Below are 21,058 nucleotides of genomic sequence, written 5' to 3'. Positions count from 1 at the left end.
ACTGCTTGGCTCTGTTCAATCATCACAGCAGCAGCGACGGTTTGATAATCAGAATCAGCCCCAGTATCAGGATCACCACGCCGCTGAACAGTTTGAGATAGCGTCCCTGGTCCTCCTGCAGTTTATGCTTGCCCAGCGTGACGACCACAATGGTCACCATGATCGTGTCATCCAGCATATAAGCGACGTTATACAGTGCCAGGTAGGCATAGGTCTTCCAGGGCGGGTAGTTTTGCATCGTCAGGATTTCGGTATACAAAGCAGGTAACCCCGCAGTGCAGAGCAGCTCGATGATATTCACCAGCACAGCCAGAATCGAGGCGCCAATAATCGCCCCGGTCAGACTTTCAGCATTCACCACCCGTCTCATCCGTGCATACAGACCAGGTTTGGCCCATTCGGGAATGGAGAGCGAAATCCCTTTCTTGAACGCAAAAAAATCCTTGATGTGAATCAACCCTACCAGGGTGGCAAAGATCCCCAGCAGCAACTGCACGGGCCTTAAGTAGCCGATCAGCAGGAACACATTCAGCCAGGCCGCCATGAAGGCAAAATAAGCCAGGCCGCTGATCAGCACAAACGTGCCTGCAACCGCCACGATCTTCGCTCGGCTTTTCAGATTCACCAGCAGGGAGAGTAGAAACAGCAGCACCCACATGGCGCACGGGTTAAAACCGTCGACCAGACCGATTAAAAAAGTAAAAGCCGGCATTCCTAACCGGCTTCGACTCAATTCCCCCAACAAGGGAACTTCGATGGTATCCTTTTCCTGAGCAGGTACAGGAATCGGAGGTCCGCCATCTATCACCGGAGGGGGCGGCTCTCCTCCCGGGATCGGCGGAGCCACCGCACTGCCTCCCGGTATCGGGGGGAGCGGATCATTACCGGGAATCGGGGGCAGGGGATCATCTTCCGCTGCATCTGCCTCACCCGGATCAGCTACGAACGAGATCATCAGGAACTCGCTGTTCCCTGCATGAGAAACTGCTGCCGTCGCCGTATCGACCGTTTCGGGAAGCAACCGTTGCTCGAGGGAACTCTCCTGATCTTCCTTTTTCTCTTTCTCAGGGCACTCGGAAGTCCAGTATTTCAACGTCGATTCCATCTCTTCGCCGGTTGTGGCTTCCCCCGTCCAGCCGATCATCAGCTTATTGCAGAGATGGATCACGGGCACGCTGACAGCCTGTTTGCGGTACCGCTGGGAAAGCTCCTGCACTTTCACCCGCGCCTCGCTACTGGAGACCAGGTCATGTTCTTTGAATTTAAAGACTGGATACCGCTGTTTGAGCCCGGCGATGAATTCTTTCGCGGCGGCGCACTTGGAACATCCCGAACGCACATAGGCGGTGACAGTCAGCAGGGAATCCAGGCGACGATCGGTCGATTCATCCGGCTTCAGTTTACTCAACAGGGAATTACAGCCATAAGCGGCCGGCAGCGTCGCTTCTTTCAACTGGAAATACTGCAGTATCTGCTGATACCGCTCTTCGTGTTTCTTCGATTCATCCAGGTTGTGGATATGCAGCCGGATCCGACCATTCTTTTCAGCATATTCCTCGACCCGCTTCACAACTTCCGGGCAGTCTTCACAGTCATTGCGGATAAACAGCTCAATCACGGCACAACGTTTGGGATCGTCCTGCAGCAGATTGCTCTCAGCCAGAGCCGGCGAGGAATAAGAGAAGAGACAGAGCAGACAGGGAACAATCAGCCTCAGCAGCTGGTTCAACCTGACATTGAAGATTGAAAAATCATTTCTCATAAGAGGCGATATCCCGAATGTATGGCGGCCCAACGTCCGTATTATATCAGCTGAAATTGGAATTCAAATAAGAACGTTTCCTGGAACGCAGATTTTTCGCGTGTTAATTCTGTTTGAATCATCAAAGCATGCTTCGTCTCGCCAGGCTCACAATGTGCGGGTGTACCATATCGTTTTTACAGACAGACTCTCATTCAAAGCGATCCGGAGCATACGGCATCGGGTCGAGATCGGGAGTTTCTGAAGAAACAAGCTGGGCAATCAGCTTGCCGGTCGCCGGTGCCATGCTCATTCCCAGCATGTTGTGCCCCGCTGCCAGCCAGGCATTGTTCAGACGGGGCACGCGACCGATGATCGGCAGGCTGTCCCACGTCATCGGCCGCCAGCCATACCAGCGCTCGTACTCGGTCTCAGTAGAGGGAGTCACCAGGTACGGTTTCGCCGAGTCGCGTAACTGCTGAATGCGATACTCGGGAATCGTCGTATCATAGCCGGTGAACTCCATCATCGATCCCAGTCGGAACCGATTCTCAAACGGACAGACACCGACCTTATGCTCGGGGAACAGCATCGGATACCGAGGGCTTGGATCTGGTGCCGCCATGGTCACCGAATACCCCTTGCCAGGCAGGATCGGAATCGCGCAACCCAGCTGCTCCGCCAGTAGCGGACTCCAGGCCCCGGTCGCAAACACAACCGCATCGGCCTGCAGTTCTCCCTGCGAAGTCTCCAGCTGTGTAATCTTGCCTCCCGCATGTGTGACCCCCGTCAGCTCACATGCTTCCTGGAATTGAACACCTCGTTCCCGTAACCGCGTCGTCCAGGCGGCAGCCAGCAGGTCCGGCTTGAGTGAAGCGTCACACGTGTAATGAAAGGCCCCCGCCAGTCCGGGTTTGAGCGCCGGATCGAAGGCCGGCAGCGTTTCTCCCGGAATCTCCCGGGCCGCGACGCCGAAGTGTTCCGTCAGCAGACGATCTATCTGGCGGTACTCATCCAGCCCCCGTTCTGTCTGAAACACATACAGTAGCCCTGCGTCGCGCCACTCACAGGCGAGGTCTTCCTGTTCGAGTAGCCGCCGGTATTCCTGCAGTGACAGATCAAGCATGGATTTCAAAGCAGGCGCTGCTGCCAGCATCTGTTTGTGAGTACAACGGCGGCCAAATTGCCACATCCATTTCCAGAACGAAAGATCCCATTGGGGCCTGACGCGAAAGGGGGCACGCGGGGTGAACAGCGATTTCAAAGCGGTTTTAAGGGCCGCGGGTTCAGTGAGGGGCAACACATGACTCGGCACGATAAAGCCGCAGTTCGCATGCGAGCAGGCACCCGCGATCGTGTTCCGTTCGATGACCGTCACCTGAAAGCCGGCGTCAGACAGGTAGTGCGCACAGGCGATCCCGATAATCCCGCCCCCCACAACGATCACGGTTCCCGCTGCTGTCTGCTCGGTCATTTGATGGCTCCTGCCGGGATGCCTTGCCCAAACGGATCGCCCGGCTGTTGAATCAGCTGATTTTCACTCACGATATATGCACTACCCGTAATCCGGGGCAGAATCTGATCGGCGGTTCCCTGTCGATACGATCCCTCAAACCGGCTGCCGATGATACTCTCCTGCACCCAGGTCTCACCCGGTGCCAGCTTTCCCTCAGCCGCCAGGCAGGCCAGCTTCGCACTCAGCCCCGTGCCACAAGGCGAGCGGTCGTAAGCGCCTCCAGGGCAGAGTACAAAATTCCGGCTGTCCGCCTCTGACGATTCTGCAGGACCGAAGAATTCTATATGATCGATTTCCTCACCAGCCGCACCACAAATGCCTTGTTCTGCTAAAACGCTCCGCAAACGTAAGCCGGCCGTCGTCAGCTCCGGAATCCGTTCTGCAGTCAGCGGGAGCGGGGAATCCGCCAGAAAGAACCAGTTGCCGCCCCAGGCGAGGTCACCACGAATGGGGCCCAGTTCAGGAACCTCGACCGTGACATCCGTCTTAAGACGATAGCTGGGGACGTTTTCAATCGAGGCCGTATGCGCGTCGTGTAATTCGACACTGACGATACCCACGGGCGTTTCGAGCTTAAGCTGACCCGGTTCAATCCGTCCCAGGTAGGCCAGCGTAACTGCAACGCCGATTGTCCCATGGCCGCACATCCCCAGGTAGCCGCGGTTATTAAAGAAGATGACCCCCGCGGCGCACGTGGTATCTGTCGGCTCACAGAGCAGGGCACCCACCATCGCCTCGTTGCCCCGAGGTTCATCAATCAGGGTACGACGAAACCCGTCTGCGGTCTCCCGGAACCGATCCCGTCGCGCACTCAGCAACTCCGTACCAAGCTCGGGACCTCCTGACAGCACGACACGTGTCGGCTCCCCTGCGGTATGCGAGTCGATGACGTGGACCCGCGCTTCAGATCCCTTCATGCGTTCGCTCCCGGCCACTGGTCCCACCAGTTCTTAAACAGCTGCCACTGATCGTGCAGAAAACACCGTTGACTTTCAGACAACTGATCCGAGGGGTTAAAGTGCAACTGATATTCGGGGTTCCCCTCCAGGACCATCAGCGATTTGTAATACAGAACCAGGTCGGGGCCTTCGTCAAACCGGGAGAGGACCGCCAGGGCCGCATCCAGTTCCAGAGCCAGCCTGCGGGCCTCGACATCTCCCTGCGCTGCCCGTTCACAGAGCGCGATCAACTTCAGCACAGGGACCGGCAACGCATTTCCTACCCCCGTGATCGCACCGACGGCACCACAGTTCACAAATCCGTGAAAGACCTGCGTATCCACGCCCACCATCAGGGACAGCCCCGAATCACCGGTTGTAATCTGCTCGGCGGCGTAGTTCAGAGCCTCCGCCCCTCCGAATTCCTTGAAGCCCACCAGATTTGCATACGCCCGCCGAAGTTCAAAGAACAGGTCCGCGCGGGTTTCAAAACCGTACCAGGGGCTGTTGTAAATCACCGCCGGTAAGCTGTCAGCTGCTTTGAGAATGTCAGAGAAATGCGACTTTTGTGCTGCCGGTGAGGAGCCGCGCGAAAGCACGCGGGGAATCAGCATCAGTCCGGCTGCACCCACTTCCTGAGCATGCGCTGCATGAGCCACGGCACTCTGCGTGTTTTGAGCCCCCGTACCAACGACGACCGGCACGCCTGCTTCGACCAGTCGCCTGACACCTTCCTGGCGTTGTGCATCAGTCAAGAGCGGCCAGTCTCCCATGGAGCCACAATAGACCACGGCCCGCATCCCCAGGTCAATCAGCTCCCGGGCCTTGCTGACCAGCGCTTCATAATTGGGACTCCCATCAGTCTGACAGGGAGTCATCAAAGCCGGCATGCAGCCACGAAAGATTCGGCTCTCTTCAGTCACGCGTCGTCTCCTTGTTCCGGGGGACTCTGAATGCGGTTAATCCAGAATCAGCATACCCGTTTCGCGGGTGAACTGTATAGTCGGTCCCTCGACGCCAGACTTGAAAATGCGCATAATCGAGTTTTTACAGATCTGGATCCGAGGGGACGACAATGATCCACGAATTACTGCAGCAACTGGACGAACCGTTTACCGGCGAAGCACTCTTCGATCATCTGCCCGATATCGTCTATTTCATCAAGGACAGGAGTGGAGCGTATCTGGTTGTGAACACCACGCTGCAGCAGCGGTGTGGCAGGCAAACCAAGGCTCAACTGCTGGGACGGACTCCCTGTGAAGTCTTTCGGTCGCCGCTGGGAAACCGCTTTCAGGAACAGGATCAGCGCGTGCTCAAAACCGGGAAACCCTTGCTTTTCCAACTCGAACTGCACGTCTACCCCTCGCGGGAAGTGGGCTGGTGCCTGACGACCAAGCTGCCCCTCAAGAACCGCCGGGGAACCGTCGTCGGACTGGTCGGCGTTTCCAAAGACCTGCAACTGCCGGACTACGCGACCGCAGAATATCAGCACGTTGCCACCGCCATCGAATATGCCGAACAGCATCTGGCAGAACCCCCGTCCATTCCGGAACTGGCTGCGCAGGCACAGATGTCCCGCTATCAGTTCGACCGCCGTATCCGTCGCGTATTCGGTTTGAATGCCAGCCAGTGGCTGTTGAAGCTCCGCATCGATCTGGCTCAACAGCAGTTATGCGAGACGGACGCTCCCATCTCTGCGATCGCCCTGAATGTCGGCTATGCCGACCAGAGTGCCTTCACACGCCAGTTTCGCAAAACAACCGGTATGACGCCACAGGATTATCGCCGCACGGGACGTCGGGGAGAATGAACGGGGCAGCTTCCATCAGTCTGCTTTCGCAGCCTGCGCCGCCAGCAACCGCCGATAGTTCTCACCCAGGATCAGGAATTTCTCCTGTTCGGTGATCTGCGCACAGGTGACTTTGCACAATTCGGTTCCCAGTGAGCGTGAGGGAAGGTGGCTCCCAAAGACGACGCGTTCGGCCCCCAGTTCGCGGACGGCCATTTCAATGAAGCCCGCCGTCGGGTCGAAGCCGGAAGTCTCGACGAGAATATTCCCGCAATCCCGGACCGCGCGGATGCCTTGTTCCCATTCACCACCTGCGTGGGCGCACAGGAATTGCTGGTCGGGAAATCGTTTGGCCAGAACCACGAGGTCGTCCGGCGTCGATTCACCCGGTCCCCCTTTGCCACCGGTCTTAAACCAGGTGTGCTGCATGATCACGCCGTTCAACTCGGCAATGCGTTCGACCAGCGGGTTGAAGTTCGGATGCGTGCAGACCTGTGACCCGGGACCACTGCTGGCGAAATAGACGCCCCGCATTGGGCCGTTCTTGATCCACTGATCCAAAGCCGCCAGGGAAGCTGGCACATCATTGGCATTCAGCTGCATCATCCCGATTAACAGCTCGGGCCAGCGCTCCAGCGGTTTCAGGACTACTTCAGGTTGCTCACGCAGCAGTTGCTCCAACTGGGAATCGCTGGTTGTGCCCAGTCCCACATGCGCGAAGTAACACAGCTTTTCAAATTGACCGGTGCGGGCAGCAGGTAAAGCACGCTCAATATCCGCGATCAGCCGACTACTCCCGTCTCGTCCCGGATTCGAATGTGAAGGGGTGAAGTAGGAATCCCAGATGCGATAGCGTTTCAGCTGCGCTTCTCCGGGCAGCCCGGCATGAATTTGTTCGGCGTCGATTGTTGTGGGCAGGGGCTCTGGTTTGCGTTCCCGAAGGGCAGAAGCCTGCTTCTCCCGACAGGATTTCAGCAGACGACTGGCATTCCCCGACAGCAGGGCGGCCAGCGCCGGTGCGTCGAGCTTGCGGGCTTCATAAACACGCACCAGCGGTGCTTCGGGAATCAGAAACGGCGCATGGCTGCCAAACAGGACTCGCCCCGCAGGAGCAGCTTCGATCAGATTCGGTACGCCATCGGTTCCATCGACGCGAGCGGTATCGAAATAGATACCGGGTGTCTCTTCCAGCTGTTTCAACAACGGTGAACGCGGACGCGCGTTAAGCAGTTGGACTTTGCAGTCCGGTATCTGCTTGACCACTTCCGAAAGCGGCTGTAGATCCAGATCATCCACACGCAACAGGTGACTCTGCGTACGCGTGTCTTCCAGTGAAACGACAATCTGCACCAGAACCTTCTGATTGGCGGCCTGTTTCAAAAGTTCTATAAACTGAGGATCATCCAAAGCGTAAGCATGATATCCCGGGTAGACCCGCACTCCCGGCATCTGATGCAAGGAGATACAATCCCGGAAATCGTCTTCCCAGCCCGGCAGTGACACATTGATGGTGCCGAACGGTATCAGTTCAGGATACCTCTGACATTCCTCAGCCAGTCGCTGATTAACGGAAGACAGATCGCGGTGCAGAATACCTTCATAACTGCCGGCCCAGGCTTGCACCACGCCCAGCGAGCGCAGCTTCTTGATCAGCAGCGAGGTTTCATTCAGCGGGAGTTGACGAAAAGGCCAGTCGAACAGGCTGACGTTGGTATCGATGATCGTCGGTCGCTCATCTTTAGGATCGGCTGCCTGACTGACACTGTTTCCCAACGCGACTGCAACACCCGCAGTCGCAGCACACTGTAGCAGTTCACGACGGGTCAGGCCTGATTCAGATGGGTTCAACTGATGATCTCCTTGACCACGCGGGGCGGTTTGACCCCGGTCAGCCGCTCTTCCAGCCCGCTGCGGGTGAAGTGCAGTTTCTGATGATGCAGACCCAGCAGGTGCAGAATGGTCGCATGGAAGTCATGCACGCTCACCGGATTCTCGACGACGCTGTGTCCGAAATCGTCGGTGACGCCGTAGGTCGTGCCCCCTTTCACGCCACCGCCGGCCATCCAGGATGTGAATGCCTGCATGTTGTGATCGCGGCCCGAATAACCGTTCGATGATTTCTGCGTGGTCGGCGTCCGTCCGAATTCACCGCCCCAGATGACCAGTGTGTTATTGAGCAGTCCCCGCTGTTTCAGATCACGCAACAGGCCAGCCACCGGTTTGTCCGTGCGTTCGCACATCAGCCGATGGTTGGCATTCAGGTCGGCGTGACTGTCCCACGGTTGTTCTTCCAGGAAGATCTGCACAAACCGGACGCCCCGTTCCACCAGACGGCGGGCCAGCAGACAGCGACGACCATACGAGTCGGTGGCTTTCTCGCCGATACCATACTGTTCCAGTGTGGGTTTCGTTTCCTTGGAAAGGTCCAGGGCTTCGGTGGCCGACATCTGCATCCGTGCCGCCAGGCTGTAGGACTCAATACGGGCATCCAGCAGCGGATTATAAGGACGCTCTTTACGATGAATCTCATCCAGCTGATTTAACAGTTTCTGTGCGGATTCGGTCACCGCGGAAGGCTGTTCGTACTGAGGTTTCAGGTTCAGGATCGGTGAACCGGTCGGACGCAGCCGCGTTCCCTGGTAAGTCGGAGGCAGAAAGCCGGCCGTCCAGTTGCGCGTACCGTTCTTGGGAGCCCCCAGGGGATCAGTCAATACGACATAAGCGGGCAGATTCTGATTTTCGGTGCCCAGCCCGTAGACGGTCCAGGAACCAAAAGTGGGATAGCCCATGAACAGCCGCCCGCTGTGAATTTTATACAGGGCATTGTCGTGGTTGGGATGGTCAGTCCACATCGAATTGAGCAGACAGAGTTCGTCAGTCATCTTCGCAGTTTCAGGCAGGACGTCGGCCATCCACATTCCCGATTCCCCGTGACGGGCGAACTTGTATTGTCCGCCCAGCATTTCTCCGATGCTGCTCGTGTTCGAGTTCCCCAGGTCTTCGATGTTCCCCGGGTAGGGTTTGCCATCCATCTTGTCCAGCACCGGCTTGGGATCGAACAGATCCATCTGGCTCGGCCCCCCGTTCATAAACAGGTGGATCACAGATGTCGCTTTGGGCGGATGGTGCGGTTCCTTGGGTTTCAGGTCGTACTGTTGTGGCGCGTGTTCTGACTCGGATGCGAGTGCCTGGGTTCCACCAAAAAAGTCCTGGCAGAACAGGTGTGTCAGCGCTGCGCCCATGATGCCATCACTGGTCCGGGCAAAAAAGTCACGACGTGTCTGCAGTGGTTCGGAAGAATGCTTCATCGTACTAGTCAATATAAAGAAATGCAGCGGAATTCAGGATCGTATGGCAATACGTCTCCAGGGCCGCCTGGGAATTTTCGTTCCAGCTGGTCTCCAGTTCCTTGAGAGTCGCTACCCCCAGTTTGCGTTCGGTTTCACTGGGGGGACGACACAGAGCCATTTCGTAAACCAGCTCAACGCTGGCTGCAGGGGAGTCCAGGTTCTGTTTCGCCAGCGTCTGCTGAACCCGGTCCGCAAAGGCCACTGCCAGATCGCGAACCCGTTCATTGTTCATCAGCATCAGTGACTGGGGCGATACCGTAGAAATACTCCGCGTGACACAGTTGGGCCCCATTTCGGGATAATCGAAGGTGTCCAGCATCGTCGGAATCTGGGTGCGTCGGTATTGCAGATAGATACTGCGTCTCCAGCCCCCCTCGGCGGTCGCGTTTGCGCTTACCAGACCATTCTGATCGACGCTGACTGAATCGGGAGGACCGCCGGCATTGTCATCCAGTTTACCGGATATAAACAGCAGGGAATCGCGGAGTGCTTCCGCATTCATCCGCTGCAGCGGGAAATGTGACAGCAGACGATTCTGGGGATCGTGTTTCTGAATCGCGTCAGTAATCTGACTCGACTGGCGATAGGTTCGGGAGTTCATAATCAGGCGGTGCAGTTCTTTGATACTCCAGCCCTCTTCGACGAAGCGGACGGCTAACCAGTCCAACAGTTCGGGATGTGAAGGACGTTCCCCTTTGACACCGAAATTCTCCAGCGATTTGACCAGACCGGTTCCGAAATGGTGATACCAGATGCGGTTTACCATGACCCGCGCGGTCAGTGGATGATCGTCCCGCGTCAACCAGCGGGCCAGTGCCAGACGACGACCGGTTTTCGGAGTGCCCTCGGGGAAGGGGGGCTTGACGACGAACGGCGTTCCCGGTGGATCCAGCACCGCAGGTGCGCCCGGACCTACCAGTTCGCCCGGTTGCGCGTGTTCTCCGCGTCTCAGGATATACGTGGGGGAAGGACGTCCGCGATCCCAGAGTGCACGAATCGTCAACGGCGGTTCCATCTTCGCCTGCACGCGTGCTGTCTCCTGATCGGTCTCCTTCAGTCGCTGTTTGGCTGCCTGCACCGCGTCATTCCAGGCCGTCTCCGGCATGAGCTCAGCGGTTCTCAGCTTTTCGACCAGGATCCGCTGTTCCTGCGTCCGGTTATTATCGGCGATTTTCAGGGCCCGCAGCGTTTTCTGGCGATCGTCTTCACTCTGCTCCGGATAATGCTGCTTGAGCAGTTCCAGCTGCAGATCTGCTTCCGCTTTTCTGCGCTGGGCAGCGAGCTGCTTCAGTTCTTTATTGAGGACCGGGTTGGTCTGTTTGACCCGTTGTTTCTGTTCCGGGGTGCCCAGCTCCAGCGAACGATTCTTGAAGGTGAGCCAGTCGTATTCGTCCAGTGCTCCCTGGAAAACCGCTTTGAACCGGTAATAATCACGGTGGGGAATTGGATCATACTTATGCGAATGACAGCGGGCACATTCCATGGTCAGCCCCATGACCCCTGAGCCCATGACGTTAATCGCGTCGTCGATGACTCCCAGTCGTTCCGGGACGAAGTTCATCGTGCGGGAACCGGTCTGGTCGATGCCCATTCGCAGGAATCCGGTGGCGACCAGGTTGTCGACCATTTCCTGGGTAACTTCGGGAGCTTTCTGCACATCAATCAGTTCATCGCCGGCGATCTGTTCCAGCAGAAAGCGATCGTAAGGTTTGTCTTTATTAAAGGCGTCGATGACGTAATCGCGGTACTTCCAGGCAACGGCCCGCAGTGGATCCGAGGAGACACCCCCTTCAGAATCAGCATAGCCGGCGACATCCAGCCAGTAACGTCCCCAGCGTTCTCCATAGTGCGGTGACGCCAGTAACTGATCGATCATTGTCTGATACCAGTGCGGATCGTCGCTGGATCGCCAGTACTTCCACTCTTCGACGGCAGGGGGCATGCCGATCAGATCGACATAGGCACGGCGAATTAAAGTGTCGCGGTCCGCTTCCGGGGAAAAATCCAGTTCGTGTGCCTTGAGTTGTTTCTGGATCAGCTCATCGATGGACTTCACACCTTGCGGAGCTTGGGGTGGTTGAAAGGCCCAGTGCTCGCGATCTTCTGCAGTCACCAGGGGATCCGGCCCCGTGGTGGCCACGTCAGGAGTGATATCAGCCACCGGTGCACCAGCGGCAATCCAGTTCTTCAGTTTCTCGACTTCCGATTCCGGTGGTCTGCGGACAAAGAATTTCAGCAGTAGCTCACGCGGCGGACAGGCCTGGCTTTCAATCCGCTTGATCATCAGGCTCTCTTCCGGTTTGCCTGCGACAAAAGCGGGACCATGTTCGCCCCCTTTCTGCATGCTGGCCGGCGTGCGCAGATCGAGGCCGCCCCGTTTGAGTGCCGCGCCATGACAGGCGGTGCACCGCAGTAAGACAATCGGCAGCACATCGTGCTGGTTGAGCTTTTCTTCTTCCAGTTGAATCGGCTGTTCTGCCTGGGCTCCCGTTTCAAGCCATTTGCGGATCAGCGCCAGCTCGTCTTCAGTCAACTGCGGTGAATCGTCGGGAGGCATGCCGCCTCCATCGATCATAATCCACAACAGGCTCTCATCGACAGATTCCGCCAGCGATGATCCCCCCGATTCGCCCCCTTTATGCAGACCTTCGATGCGGGAGAGATCCAGTCCCCCCTTACGGACCTTATCCCAGTGACATTTGCCGCACCTGGCGGAAAAAATGGGCTGAATATCCGATTCGAAAACGGGCGTTTTTTTCTCTTCAGCGGAGCCGGTTTGTGCAGAAAAGGAGCTCAGCAGGAGCAGAAACAGGAGTAGAGCACATCGCTTGAAATTCATATTGATGCAGGCAGGTGGGAGTGAGGTTTCAGGTAAGCGCGGCGATTTACTTAACTATATTTAGATTCTAGTGCAAAAGAGCAGTTCATTCAAGACAAAAATACATCAGGTCAGCAGTTCCTGAATGACGTGACCATGCACGTCGGTCAGGCGACGTTCGATTCCGTTATGATAAAACGTCAGTTTTGTATGATCGATCCCCAACAGATGCAGGGCCGTGGCGTGCAGATCGTAACTATACGCCGGCGAGTCGACCGCTTTGAACCCCAGCTCATCGGTGGCCCCATAACCGACGCCCCCTTTGATGCCGCCGCCCGCCAGCCAGGACGTAAAGGCACCCGCGTTATGATCGCGACCCTTGCTCTGTTTTCCCTGGCCCGCGGGTTGTCGACCAAACTCGGTGGTACAGATAACGAGCGTATCATCCAGCATGCCCCGCTGTTTCAGATCCTGCAGTAACGCTGCAGCTCCGGTATCGAGCACAGCGCCCCAGTATCCGTGGTCGCGGACCAGGTCTTCGTGGCTGTCCCAGTTCGGACGAATCTTCTTGGCCGTCGTATTCTCCGCACCGCAATAAATCTGCACGAACCGCACGCCCCGTTCCGCCAGTCTCCGCGCCAGCAGACACTGTCGTCCAAAGGGACCGATTTCAGGATGATCCACTTCATACAGATCGCGGGTCGCGGTCGTCTCGGAAGCGAGGTCGGTCACCTCTGGTGCACTTAACTGCAGGCGGGCTGCCATCTCATACGCTTTGATTCGCGCATCCAGTTCGCTGTTCCCGGAGCGGGGCTGCTGATGCAGGCGATTCAGTTTCTGGAGAAAGTCGAGTCCCGGCTGTTCACTCTGTTTGGTCTGCGCAGCGAACTCGTCCGGCGGAAAGAGGTCGGCAATCGGCTGCCGGGGATTAGATGTATCGAGTGTCGTCGCCTGGTGCACCGCGGGCAGAAATCCGGCGCCCCAGTTGATGATACCGCCGGGAGGCAGTCCCCGTGGATCGGGGAGTACGACGAATGCGGGCAGATCTTCCGCTTCACTCCCCAGACCATAAGTCACCCAGGCTCCCATGCTCGGAAAGCCGGGCAGCGTGAATCCCGTATTCATCATGAAACAGGCGGGACCATGCAGGGCCGTTTTGCTGTGCATCGAATAGATAAACGACATGTCGTCGATGCAGTTCGCCAGCTTGGGAAACAGATCACTCATCCAGAGGCCCGATTCCCCATGCCGCTGGAATTTCCAGAAACCAGGCTGACAGTTGCCCGGTTTCGACGCGAAGAACTGCAGCTTGCCGTCCGGGTCAAAGGGCTGTCCCGCCCGTTTCTCTAATGCCGGTTTATAATCGAAGGTATCGACATGGCTCATTCCGCCCGGACAGAAAATCTGAATCACGCGTTTCGCCTTGGCAGGATAGTGCGGCTCTGCGTTCGTCTCTCCGGCCAGCATCGCCATTAAGACCATGCCACTGAAGCCGCCCCCCGCAGTCTGCAGAAACTGACGACGCGAGAACAGCGGTGCAACTGATGACACTTCTGGCTGCTGCGACAGCGAGTGTTTCATTTGAAGTTTAATCGACATAGACAAACTCATTCGAATTCAAGAGGGAGCGACAAAGGGCAAACAGGTCCTGTTGGGTAACGAACTCACTGGCCAGCGTGGCTTCCTGCGTGGTCGGCTTTCGCCCCAGTGCCAGCTGGAAGGCCCGTTGAACCTGATCGTCGGTTTGGGAACCCGCTTCCTCGTTGATCCGTTCGGCGAAATAGCGGGCCTGTCTTAACATGAAATCATTGTTATACAACGCCAGTGACTGCAGCGGCGTGGTCGTTGTCAATCTGCGGGCCGTGAGGTTCGCCGGATCGGGGCAGTCGAGAGTGGTCAGAAACCGGTTGGGAGTGGTCCGCACGCGATAACGGTAGATGCTACGTCTCCACAATTCAGGTTTATCCGCAGTCACATACGTGTAGATCGGCGCGTATGCATCCTGGTATTGAAAATCTTCAAATCCGGGGCCGCCCCGTTGCGGATTCAGTTTACCACTCACAAACAGTACCGCATCGCGAATCGCTTCGGCTTCTCTGCGTCGCGGATTCTGGTGCCAGAGCAGACGGTTGTCTGCATCCACTTTGTAGCCACGCTGATCGGCTTCCGCCCGCGACTGCTGTCGATAGGTATCGCTCAACAGAATCAGTCGTTGCATCGCTTTTAATGAACCGTTCTGTCGCTGCAGTTCGCCTGCCAGCCAGTCGAGCAGTTCCGGATGAGAAGGCCGTCCCCCTCCATAACCGAAGTCACTCGGCGTTTTCACAATGCCCTGACCAAAGTGCCAGAGCCAGAGTCGATTCACGATCACCCGCTTAGTCAGTGGATTGTCCGGATGCGTAATCCACTCCGCCAGTGCTGCACGACGTTCGCCTTGACTGCTCTTGGTTGATCCCAGTTCAGGCTCCAGCATCTGTAGTGAAGCGAGGGCAGCAGGAGCCAGTACTTCTTCAGCAGGTGCTTCAGGATTGCCACGCACCAGCAGATGCACTTCCGGCATTTTCTGATTCTTGACGACGCCATAGAAACGGGGCGGAGAACCCAGTGACTTCAACCGGGATGCCACCTGCTTCCGCTGATCATTCAGTTGTGCCAGTTCCTGTTTCTCGGACGGATCCATTTTGCGAGCCACCGCTGAGACCAGACGGGGATCGCCAAAACCGACCTGGTCATGGCTGTAGCCGTTACCGCCATCGGTTGCGATCAGTGTCAGGAAACGAGCTGAAGCGGGCAGGTCGATGTCAAGCGACTGCAGGCCCGCTTCCCGTTTGAGTTGCGTATACTTCGCGACTTCTTCACCATCGACAAAAACCCGCACATCCGCCTGAAATGGACCGCTGGCACCAAAGTAACCCAGTTTCGTTGTAAATTTCAGCTCAGCCAGTTGCGTGGACTGACGGATTTTCTGCAGGTCAAACGTGATCCCGGAATTCGCATGCAGGCCCAGCAGGCTGTGGCCCGCTGCGGTAAAGTCGATACCATCCAGTTCGGGAGAATGCTGGCTGGCGACCGGGCCGTTACGGATCATGTCCCAGGCTTTGCCCGAGGTCTGGGGGAGCCCCGTGATCGTCGTACCGGTAGAGCTCACTATAATATTCGCGTTGCCCGCCTGCCCGTCCGGGATGAAGACGCCGTCGACGAAATCGAACGCTGACGTGACAAACCGGTTGGTCTGCACATTACCCAGGGCGCCGAAGTCGCGGGTCTGGACTTTTGCGGTGCGGGCGTCGATCCCCTGGCGAAAGGCACCGGTTCCCAGACCGTTGCCTCCACCAACGATGTCCGCCAGATCCAGGCCGGTCCCTTCCAGTTTGCTGATCCGATAGTCAATCTCGTTGAGCTGAGCCGTCAGCTCCTGTTTTCTGCTTTCATATTCCTTGATGGCGGATTGGCTGACAACGCGTTCGGCTCGTTTGACACCCGCGAAGACCGCCCGCAATTGGTAATACTCTTTCTGTGTGATTGGATCCAGCTTGTGATCGTGACAGCGGGCACAGTTAATGGTGATTCCCATGCAGGCCGTCATGACCTGCGTCGCCATATCATCCAGGTCCAGCGAACGGGCGGAGCGACGCAGGACATCGCTTTTGGTTTCAACCTGCCCCACAAAGTCCCATGGCCCCGCAGCCAGGAAACCGGTGGCGATGGTGGCCTGTTCGTCATCCGGCCAGAGAACATCGCCGGCGATCTGTTCCTGCAGAAAACGGGCATACGGTTTGTCCGCATTGAAGGCTGCTATCACATAGTCCCGGTAACGCCAGGCATTGTCGCGGCGTTTATCCCGCTCAAAGCCATGCGTGTCCGCATAATGTGCCAGGTCGAGCCAGTGCTGTGCCATGCGTTCCCCGTACCGGGGCGAAGCCAGCATGTGGTCAACCAGCTTTTCGTAGGCCCGTGGATCGGGATCATTCACAAACGCTTCCACAGCGGCCGGATCCGGGGGGAGCCCATGCAGGTCAAAGGCCAGACGGCGGATCAGCGTGCGACGATCCGCAGCGGGACTCAATGACAGCTGTTCTTTAGCCAGTTTCTGACGGATGAAATCATCGATGGTCAGTCCCTGTTCAGCAGAAGCCGGTTTGATTGCGGCAAAATCTTCTTTCAAAGGCTGTAGCGACCACCAGCTGGTATCGGCCTTGGACTTCTGCTTCACCACCACATCTTTGGGCCAGACCGCGCCTTCGCGAATCCAGCGGGTGAGCAGCGCGACCTGTTCGTCCGACAGTGGGGACGCTTCCTGAGGCATGGTCGGCGGCTTCCCCTCCTGGGAGGTAACCAGTTCCAGCAGATAGCTCTCGTCCGGCTTTCCGGGAGTCAGATAGCCGTTGTCCAGCAGATCCTGAACGCCGGCCAGCGATACGCCCCCTTTGGTATTATCAGGTGAATGGCAGCGGACACAGTGGTCGGCGAACAGCGGGGCGATGTCGGTTTTGAAGTCGAGGGGACGGTCCTTCGCAGCCAGATCGGTCGAGACGAGACTCAGCCAGAACAGTAGAAAGAGCAGGGGGGACCGTCGGAGTGCCATGGAATACCTGTCTTGTTGTGGTGAAACGACTTAGGTCAGCAGGAAGGAAAGCTCCACTATACCATGCTGCTCGAATCGTTCCAACAGTTTCTCTCAAGAAAGAGACCTCGGTAAGTGTCCAGTTCGTCCTATATGTCTGTTGAAGTCGGGCTTATCTGGCAGTCTTGCACGAGAGATATCCTGCGACGATACGAAACGGAAATGGGTTCATGATTTATAAGTGTTTATTTATTAGTGCTTTAGGATGCTCTGCTTCCGCAACACGTCCAACAGTAAAAGTCTTTCCCACCTCGATCGGCTGAATAATCCGTTAGCCCAGGAAATATTACCTCGCTAAATATCGCTATTCCAGAATAACTATATTGATATGTCGCGATGTACCGATATAATGCGTATGTGATTCATCGGACTGGCCGCTGTTTGAATCAGGGAATGAATCTCCCGCAGGCCAGTCTGCATGGAATCTGCTGGGAGAGCATCATGGCATACATTCTGATTGGTTCACTGCTGATTGGCCTGACTCTGGGGCTGCTCGGTTCGGGCGGGTCGGCGATTACGGTGCCCATTTTAGTCTATCTCGTAGGACATGGCACCAAGGAATCCATTGCCGAATCCATGGCGATCGTGGGGATGATCTCCATCGCCGCTGCAATCCCTTATGCCAGTTCGAAATTAATCGACTGGCGCAGTGTGGTTTTCTTCGGACTTCCCGGCATGCTGGGAACACTGGCAGGGGCCTGGCTGGGAGGTCTGGCCACGGAGGCGTTGCAGCTGGTAGTCTTTGGCACCATCCTGCTGGCTGCCGCCTTCGTGATGTTCCGCAGAGCGCGCGGACCGGAAGGCGCCCACGAATCTCTTGAGCCCTCCGCGCAGCAGTCACCCCGCTGGAAAATGGCGACGGAAGGAATCGGCGTCGGATTGCTGACCGGCTTCGTAGGAGTGGGAGGCGGCTTCCTGATCGTTCCGGCCCTGGTCATTCTGGGCAAACTGCCCATGCGAAAAGCGATCGGTACGAGCCTGGTCATTATCGTAATTAACGCCACTGTCGGCTTCGTCAAATACGAACACTTTCTGGTCTCACACCAGATGTCCGTCAACTGGCAGACAATTCTCGTCTTCACCTTGATCGGGATCGTCGGCAGTGTCGTGGGGCACAAATTAAATGCCCACCTGAATCAACATGTCTTGAAGACCGTCTTTGCAGGATTTCTGATTCTGCTCGGCGGGTTCGTCATCGTCCATGAGGGCAGCAAACTGGTACCTGCAGCCGCTCGGCAGGCGCGCATGACAACTGGCAACAACTATGTGCTGCTGCCTTCTCACCACAAAAATTCCACCTTTCAGCATCAGGGAGATGAGTGATGTTATTGAAATACTTTTACGATCAGAAACTGGCCCATGCATCGTACCTGGTGGGCTGTCAGAAAACCAAAGAGGCAGTCGTGGTAGATCCGGGACGTGACATCGAACAATACCTCGAGATGGCACAGCGTGAAGGTGTCAAACTCACCGGAGTGGCTGAAACCCATATCCACGCCGATTACGTATCCGGTGTGCGGGAACTGGCAGAACGCGTGGGAGCGAAGTTGTACGTTTCTGATGCAGGTCCTGCGGAATGGAAGTACGAATTTGCGGATCAGTACGAGGCACAGTTGTTGAAAGAAGGAGATACTTTCCAGGTCGGGAATATTCGTTTTGACGTCCTGCACACTCCCGGTCATACACCGGAAAGTATCTCCTTCCTGTTAACCGATCAGGGCGGCGGTGCCAATGAGCCGATGGGAATCTTCACGGGCGATTTCGTGTTCGTCGGTTCGATTGGACGCCCGGACCTGCTGGAAGCTGCTGCCGGCGTTCAGGGAAGTGCCGAAGTCGGTGCGCGGCAGCTCTATCACTCGGCCCAGCGTTTCAAAGAGTTACCCGACTATCTGCAGGTCTGGCCGGCCCATGGTGCGGGTAGTGCCTGCGGAAAGGGACTCGGAGCGATTCCGTCCTCCACCGTAGGTTATGAAAAACGATTCAATCCGGCGCTGCAGTATGCAGACGAAACCGAATTCGTGAACTACATCCTGTCCGATCAGCCCGAAGCCCCCCGCTACTTTGCGGTGATGAAACGCGTTAATAAAGAAGGACCGCTGGTGCTGGGCAAGGTCACACTGCCCAAACCGCTCCCGGCATTACAGGAGTCGCTGGTCAGTTCCTCTGCCACGGTGATCGACCTGTCTCCTTCCAATGAATTCGCGACAGCTCATGTACCCGGCACAATCAATATTCCGCTGTCGATGCTGGCAGCCTGGGCGGGCTGGCTCGTCGACTACGATCAGCCGGTCTACCTGATCGCAGACGCTGCCGACCTGCCGGAAGCCTATCGCGTATTACACAAGATCGGCATCGATCGGGTCTCAGGCTGGTTCGAACGGAGCGGAGAGATCCAGTCCGGTCGGGCGACGGAACACTATCCCGTGAAAACACCGGCCGAACTGGCGTCACAAATCGAGTCTGGTGCTGTAACGCTGTTTGATGTTCGTGCCGATTCGGAATGGAGCCAGGGACATGTTCCCCAGGCCGAACACCGTTTCCTCGGACATTTTCCTGACATGATTTCTACCCTGGAATGCCATCAGCCAGTGGTCGTGCAATGCCGTAGTGGGGCTCGCTCTGCAATTGCGGCCAGTCTATTGCAGGCGGCTGGTATTGACGTTACCAACCTGGCTGGTGGCTACCAGGCATGGGAAACCGCGGGACTGCCCACTACCGGCAACTCCGGTCCCATCAGTTGTTCTACAAGTTCCGCTGCAGCCTGTTCACTGGAGAAAAAATCATGACTGACCTCGTCGTTTTACTCGCGGTGCTGTCCCTCTGGTTCATCTTGAATCTCTGGATCCTGCCCCGACTGGGAATGCAGACCTGTCTGAGTGGGCTGTGTGGACTGAACCCCCAGCCTTGTCCTCAGCCAGTAAAAACCGATACCAGTGACCGTCGAGATCCACAAGCGGTATCCCGACATCCAGAACAGGGAGAATAAGCATATGATTTCCGATGTGATTGCAGAAACACAGAATCAGGCACAGGTGCAGCCACCTTCCGAGAAAGTCGTGCATCACCAGGTTGTGATTGTCGGCGGCGGCAGTGCGGGCATTACGGTTGCCGCGAAACTGACCAAAGGCTGGTTGAGTGATTATGACGTGGCCATTATTGACCCGTCGGAGAATCACTATTACCAGCCGGCCTGGACCCTGGTGGGAGGCGGAGCCTTTCGCAAGGAAAACACGCGACGCTCCGAAGCCTCCGTGATTCCCCCCAAAGCGAAATGGATTAAAGATGCCGTCGTTTCGTTCGAACCGGAACGGAACCGCCTGAAAACCCGCGATGGGCAGACCATCGAATACGATTTCCTCGTGGTCAGTGCAGGCATCGGTATCAAGTGGGATGCCATCACCGGCCTCAAAGACGCGCTCGGTAAAGAAGGCGTCTGCAGCAATTACTCGTTTGAGTCGGTCGGCAGTACCTGGGAAAATATCCGCGACTTCAAAGGGGGGACGGCGATCTTCACCCAGCCCGAAACTGGCATCAAGTGTGGTGGCGCGCCGCAGAAGATCTGTTATCTCGCGGATGACTATTTCCGTAAATCAGGAGTACGCGATAAAACGCAGATCATCTTCGCTTCGGGCAGCAGTACGATTTTTGCCGTCGAAAAGTATCGAAAAACGCTGGAAAAAGTGATCGAACGCAAAAACATCGATACCCGCTTCAATCAGAAACTGGTTGCCATCAGTGCCGAGACCAAAGAAGCGATCTTTCAGCATACGGAGACCGGTGCAGAGACCACGATTGCGTACGACATGATTCACGTGACGCCTCCCATGGGGCCACCGGCGTTCATTGCTCAGAGCCCCCTCGCTGACGATAAGGGCTGGGTGGATGTCGATAAGTACTCGCTGCAGCATGTCCGTTACCCGAATGTATTTGCTCTCGGAGACAGCAGTAATCTGCCGACATCCAAAACCGCAGCCGCCATTCGCAAACAAGCACCGGTGGCCGTTAAGAACCTGAAAGCGGCCATTGCCGGGAAACCGCTGACGGCGAAGTATGACGGTTATACATCGTGTCCGCTGGTGACCGGGTATGGCAAACTCGTGCTGGCGGAATTCGACTACGATAAACATCCCCATGAAACCTTTCCCTTCGATCAGTCGAAGGAACGCTGGAGCATGTGGGTTCTGAAAAAGTACTTTCTCCCCTTGCTGTATTGGAAAGGCATGCTCAAGGGACGGGCGTAATCACACAACGGGACTGCGATATTATCTGTGAAAAACTGGAA

General features: G+C 56.6%; 14 protein-coding genes. 5 read left to right on the top strand and 9 right to left on the bottom strand.

Features of this window, described 5'->3' with window-relative positions; genetic code table 11:
• Positions 1 to 22: 22 nt before the first annotated feature.
• The 4 genes from HG66A1_RS15150 to HG66A1_RS15135 form a co-directional block, all read right to left on the bottom strand.
• The gene (locus HG66A1_RS15150) at positions 23 to 1,762 is read right to left on the bottom strand and encodes a hypothetical protein (RefSeq protein WP_145185483.1); all 1,740 of its coding nucleotides are present in this window, start codon (positions 1,760 to 1,762) and stop codon (positions 23 to 25) included.
• 190 nt (positions 1,763 to 1,952) lie between these two features.
• On the bottom strand, positions 1,953 to 3,215 hold the full coding sequence (locus tag HG66A1_RS15145; RefSeq protein WP_145185480.1) for an NAD(P)/FAD-dependent oxidoreductase: 1,263 nt from the start codon (positions 3,213 to 3,215) through the stop codon (positions 1,953 to 1,955).
• Positions 3,212 to 4,174 (bottom strand): proline racemase family protein, encoded by a 963-nt coding sequence (locus HG66A1_RS15140; RefSeq protein ID WP_145185477.1) that lies wholly within the window; start codon positions 4,172 to 4,174, stop codon positions 3,212 to 3,214. The genes HG66A1_RS15145 and HG66A1_RS15140 overlap by 4 nt, the downstream gene beginning before the upstream one ends.
• The gene (locus tag HG66A1_RS15135) at positions 4,171 to 5,085 is read right to left on the bottom strand and encodes a dihydrodipicolinate synthase family protein (protein ID WP_145193796.1); all 915 of its coding nucleotides are present in this window, start codon (positions 5,083 to 5,085) and stop codon (positions 4,171 to 4,173) included. The genes HG66A1_RS15140 and HG66A1_RS15135 overlap by 4 nt, the downstream gene beginning before the upstream one ends.
• A gap of 185 nt (positions 5,086 to 5,270) precedes the next feature.
• Between HG66A1_RS15135 and HG66A1_RS15130 the strand changes: the two genes are divergently transcribed.
• Positions 5,271 to 6,005 carry an AraC family transcriptional regulator gene (locus HG66A1_RS15130; protein ID WP_145185474.1) on the top strand — a complete coding sequence of 245 codons (735 nt, stop codon included), beginning with the start codon at positions 5,271 to 5,273 and terminating at the stop codon, positions 6,003 to 6,005.
• A gap of 15 nt (positions 6,006 to 6,020) precedes the next feature.
• Here HG66A1_RS15130 and HG66A1_RS15125 read toward each other — a convergent pair whose 3' ends face one another.
• The 5 genes from HG66A1_RS15125 to HG66A1_RS15105 form a co-directional block, all read right to left on the bottom strand.
• Positions 6,021 to 7,832 carry an amidohydrolase family protein gene (locus tag HG66A1_RS15125; protein WP_145185471.1) on the bottom strand — a complete coding sequence of 604 codons (1,812 nt, stop codon included), beginning with the start codon at positions 7,830 to 7,832 and terminating at the stop codon, positions 6,021 to 6,023.
• Positions 7,829 to 9,292 carry a DUF1501 domain-containing protein gene (locus HG66A1_RS15120; protein ID WP_145185468.1) on the bottom strand — a complete coding sequence of 488 codons (1,464 nt, stop codon included), beginning with the start codon at positions 9,290 to 9,292 and terminating at the stop codon, positions 7,829 to 7,831. Before HG66A1_RS15120 ends, HG66A1_RS15125 begins: the two co-directional genes overlap by 4 nt.
• A 4-nt stretch (positions 9,293 to 9,296) precedes the next feature.
• On the bottom strand, positions 9,297 to 12,173 hold the full coding sequence (locus HG66A1_RS15115; protein ID WP_145185465.1) for a DUF1553 domain-containing protein: 2,877 nt from the start codon (positions 12,171 to 12,173) through the stop codon (positions 9,297 to 9,299).
• Between the two features lie 105 nt (positions 12,174 to 12,278).
• Positions 12,279 to 13,733 (bottom strand): DUF1501 domain-containing protein, encoded by a 1,455-nt coding sequence (locus HG66A1_RS15110; protein ID WP_145193795.1) that lies wholly within the window; start codon positions 13,731 to 13,733, stop codon positions 12,279 to 12,281.
• Positions 13,734 to 13,740: 7 nt separating this feature from the next.
• A complete protein-coding gene (locus tag HG66A1_RS15105; RefSeq protein WP_145185462.1) occupies positions 13,741 to 16,737 on the bottom strand; it encodes a DUF1553 domain-containing protein in 2,997 nt (998 codons plus the stop codon).
• Positions 16,738 to 17,112: 375 nt separating this feature from the next.
• Here HG66A1_RS15105 and HG66A1_RS15100 point away from each other — a divergent pair, with 375 nt between their 5' ends.
• Genes HG66A1_RS15100 through HG66A1_RS15085 form a run of 4 tightly spaced genes read left to right on the top strand, consistent with a single transcriptional unit; the run spans position 17,113 to position 21,017 of the window.
• The gene (locus tag HG66A1_RS15100; RefSeq protein WP_232106842.1) at positions 17,113 to 18,099 is read left to right on the top strand and encodes a sulfite exporter TauE/SafE family protein; all 987 of its coding nucleotides are present in this window, start codon (positions 17,113 to 17,115) and stop codon (positions 18,097 to 18,099) included.
• On the top strand, positions 18,099 to 19,562 hold the full coding sequence (locus tag HG66A1_RS15095; RefSeq protein WP_145185459.1) for an MBL fold metallo-hydrolase: 1,464 nt from the start codon (positions 18,099 to 18,101) through the stop codon (positions 19,560 to 19,562). Before HG66A1_RS15100 ends, HG66A1_RS15095 begins: the two co-directional genes overlap by 1 nt.
• On the top strand, positions 19,559 to 19,762 hold the full coding sequence (locus HG66A1_RS15090; protein WP_145185456.1) for a hypothetical protein: 204 nt from the start codon (positions 19,559 to 19,561) through the stop codon (positions 19,760 to 19,762). Before HG66A1_RS15095 ends, HG66A1_RS15090 begins: the two co-directional genes overlap by 4 nt.
• A gap of 4 nt (positions 19,763 to 19,766) precedes the next feature.
• Entirely contained in the window at positions 19,767 to 21,017 is a 1,251-nt protein-coding gene (locus HG66A1_RS15085; protein ID WP_145185453.1) for an FAD/NAD(P)-binding oxidoreductase, read from the top strand.
• Positions 21,018 to 21,058: the final 41 nt, after the last annotated feature.

It is taken from the genome of Gimesia chilikensis (assembly GCF_007744075.1).
Taxonomy (GTDB): Bacteria; Planctomycetota; Planctomycetia; order Planctomycetales; family Planctomycetaceae; genus Gimesia; species Gimesia chilikensis_A.
The sequence above is the reverse complement of the archived record's forward strand: the minus strand, read 5'-3'. Positions and strand labels throughout refer to the sequence as shown.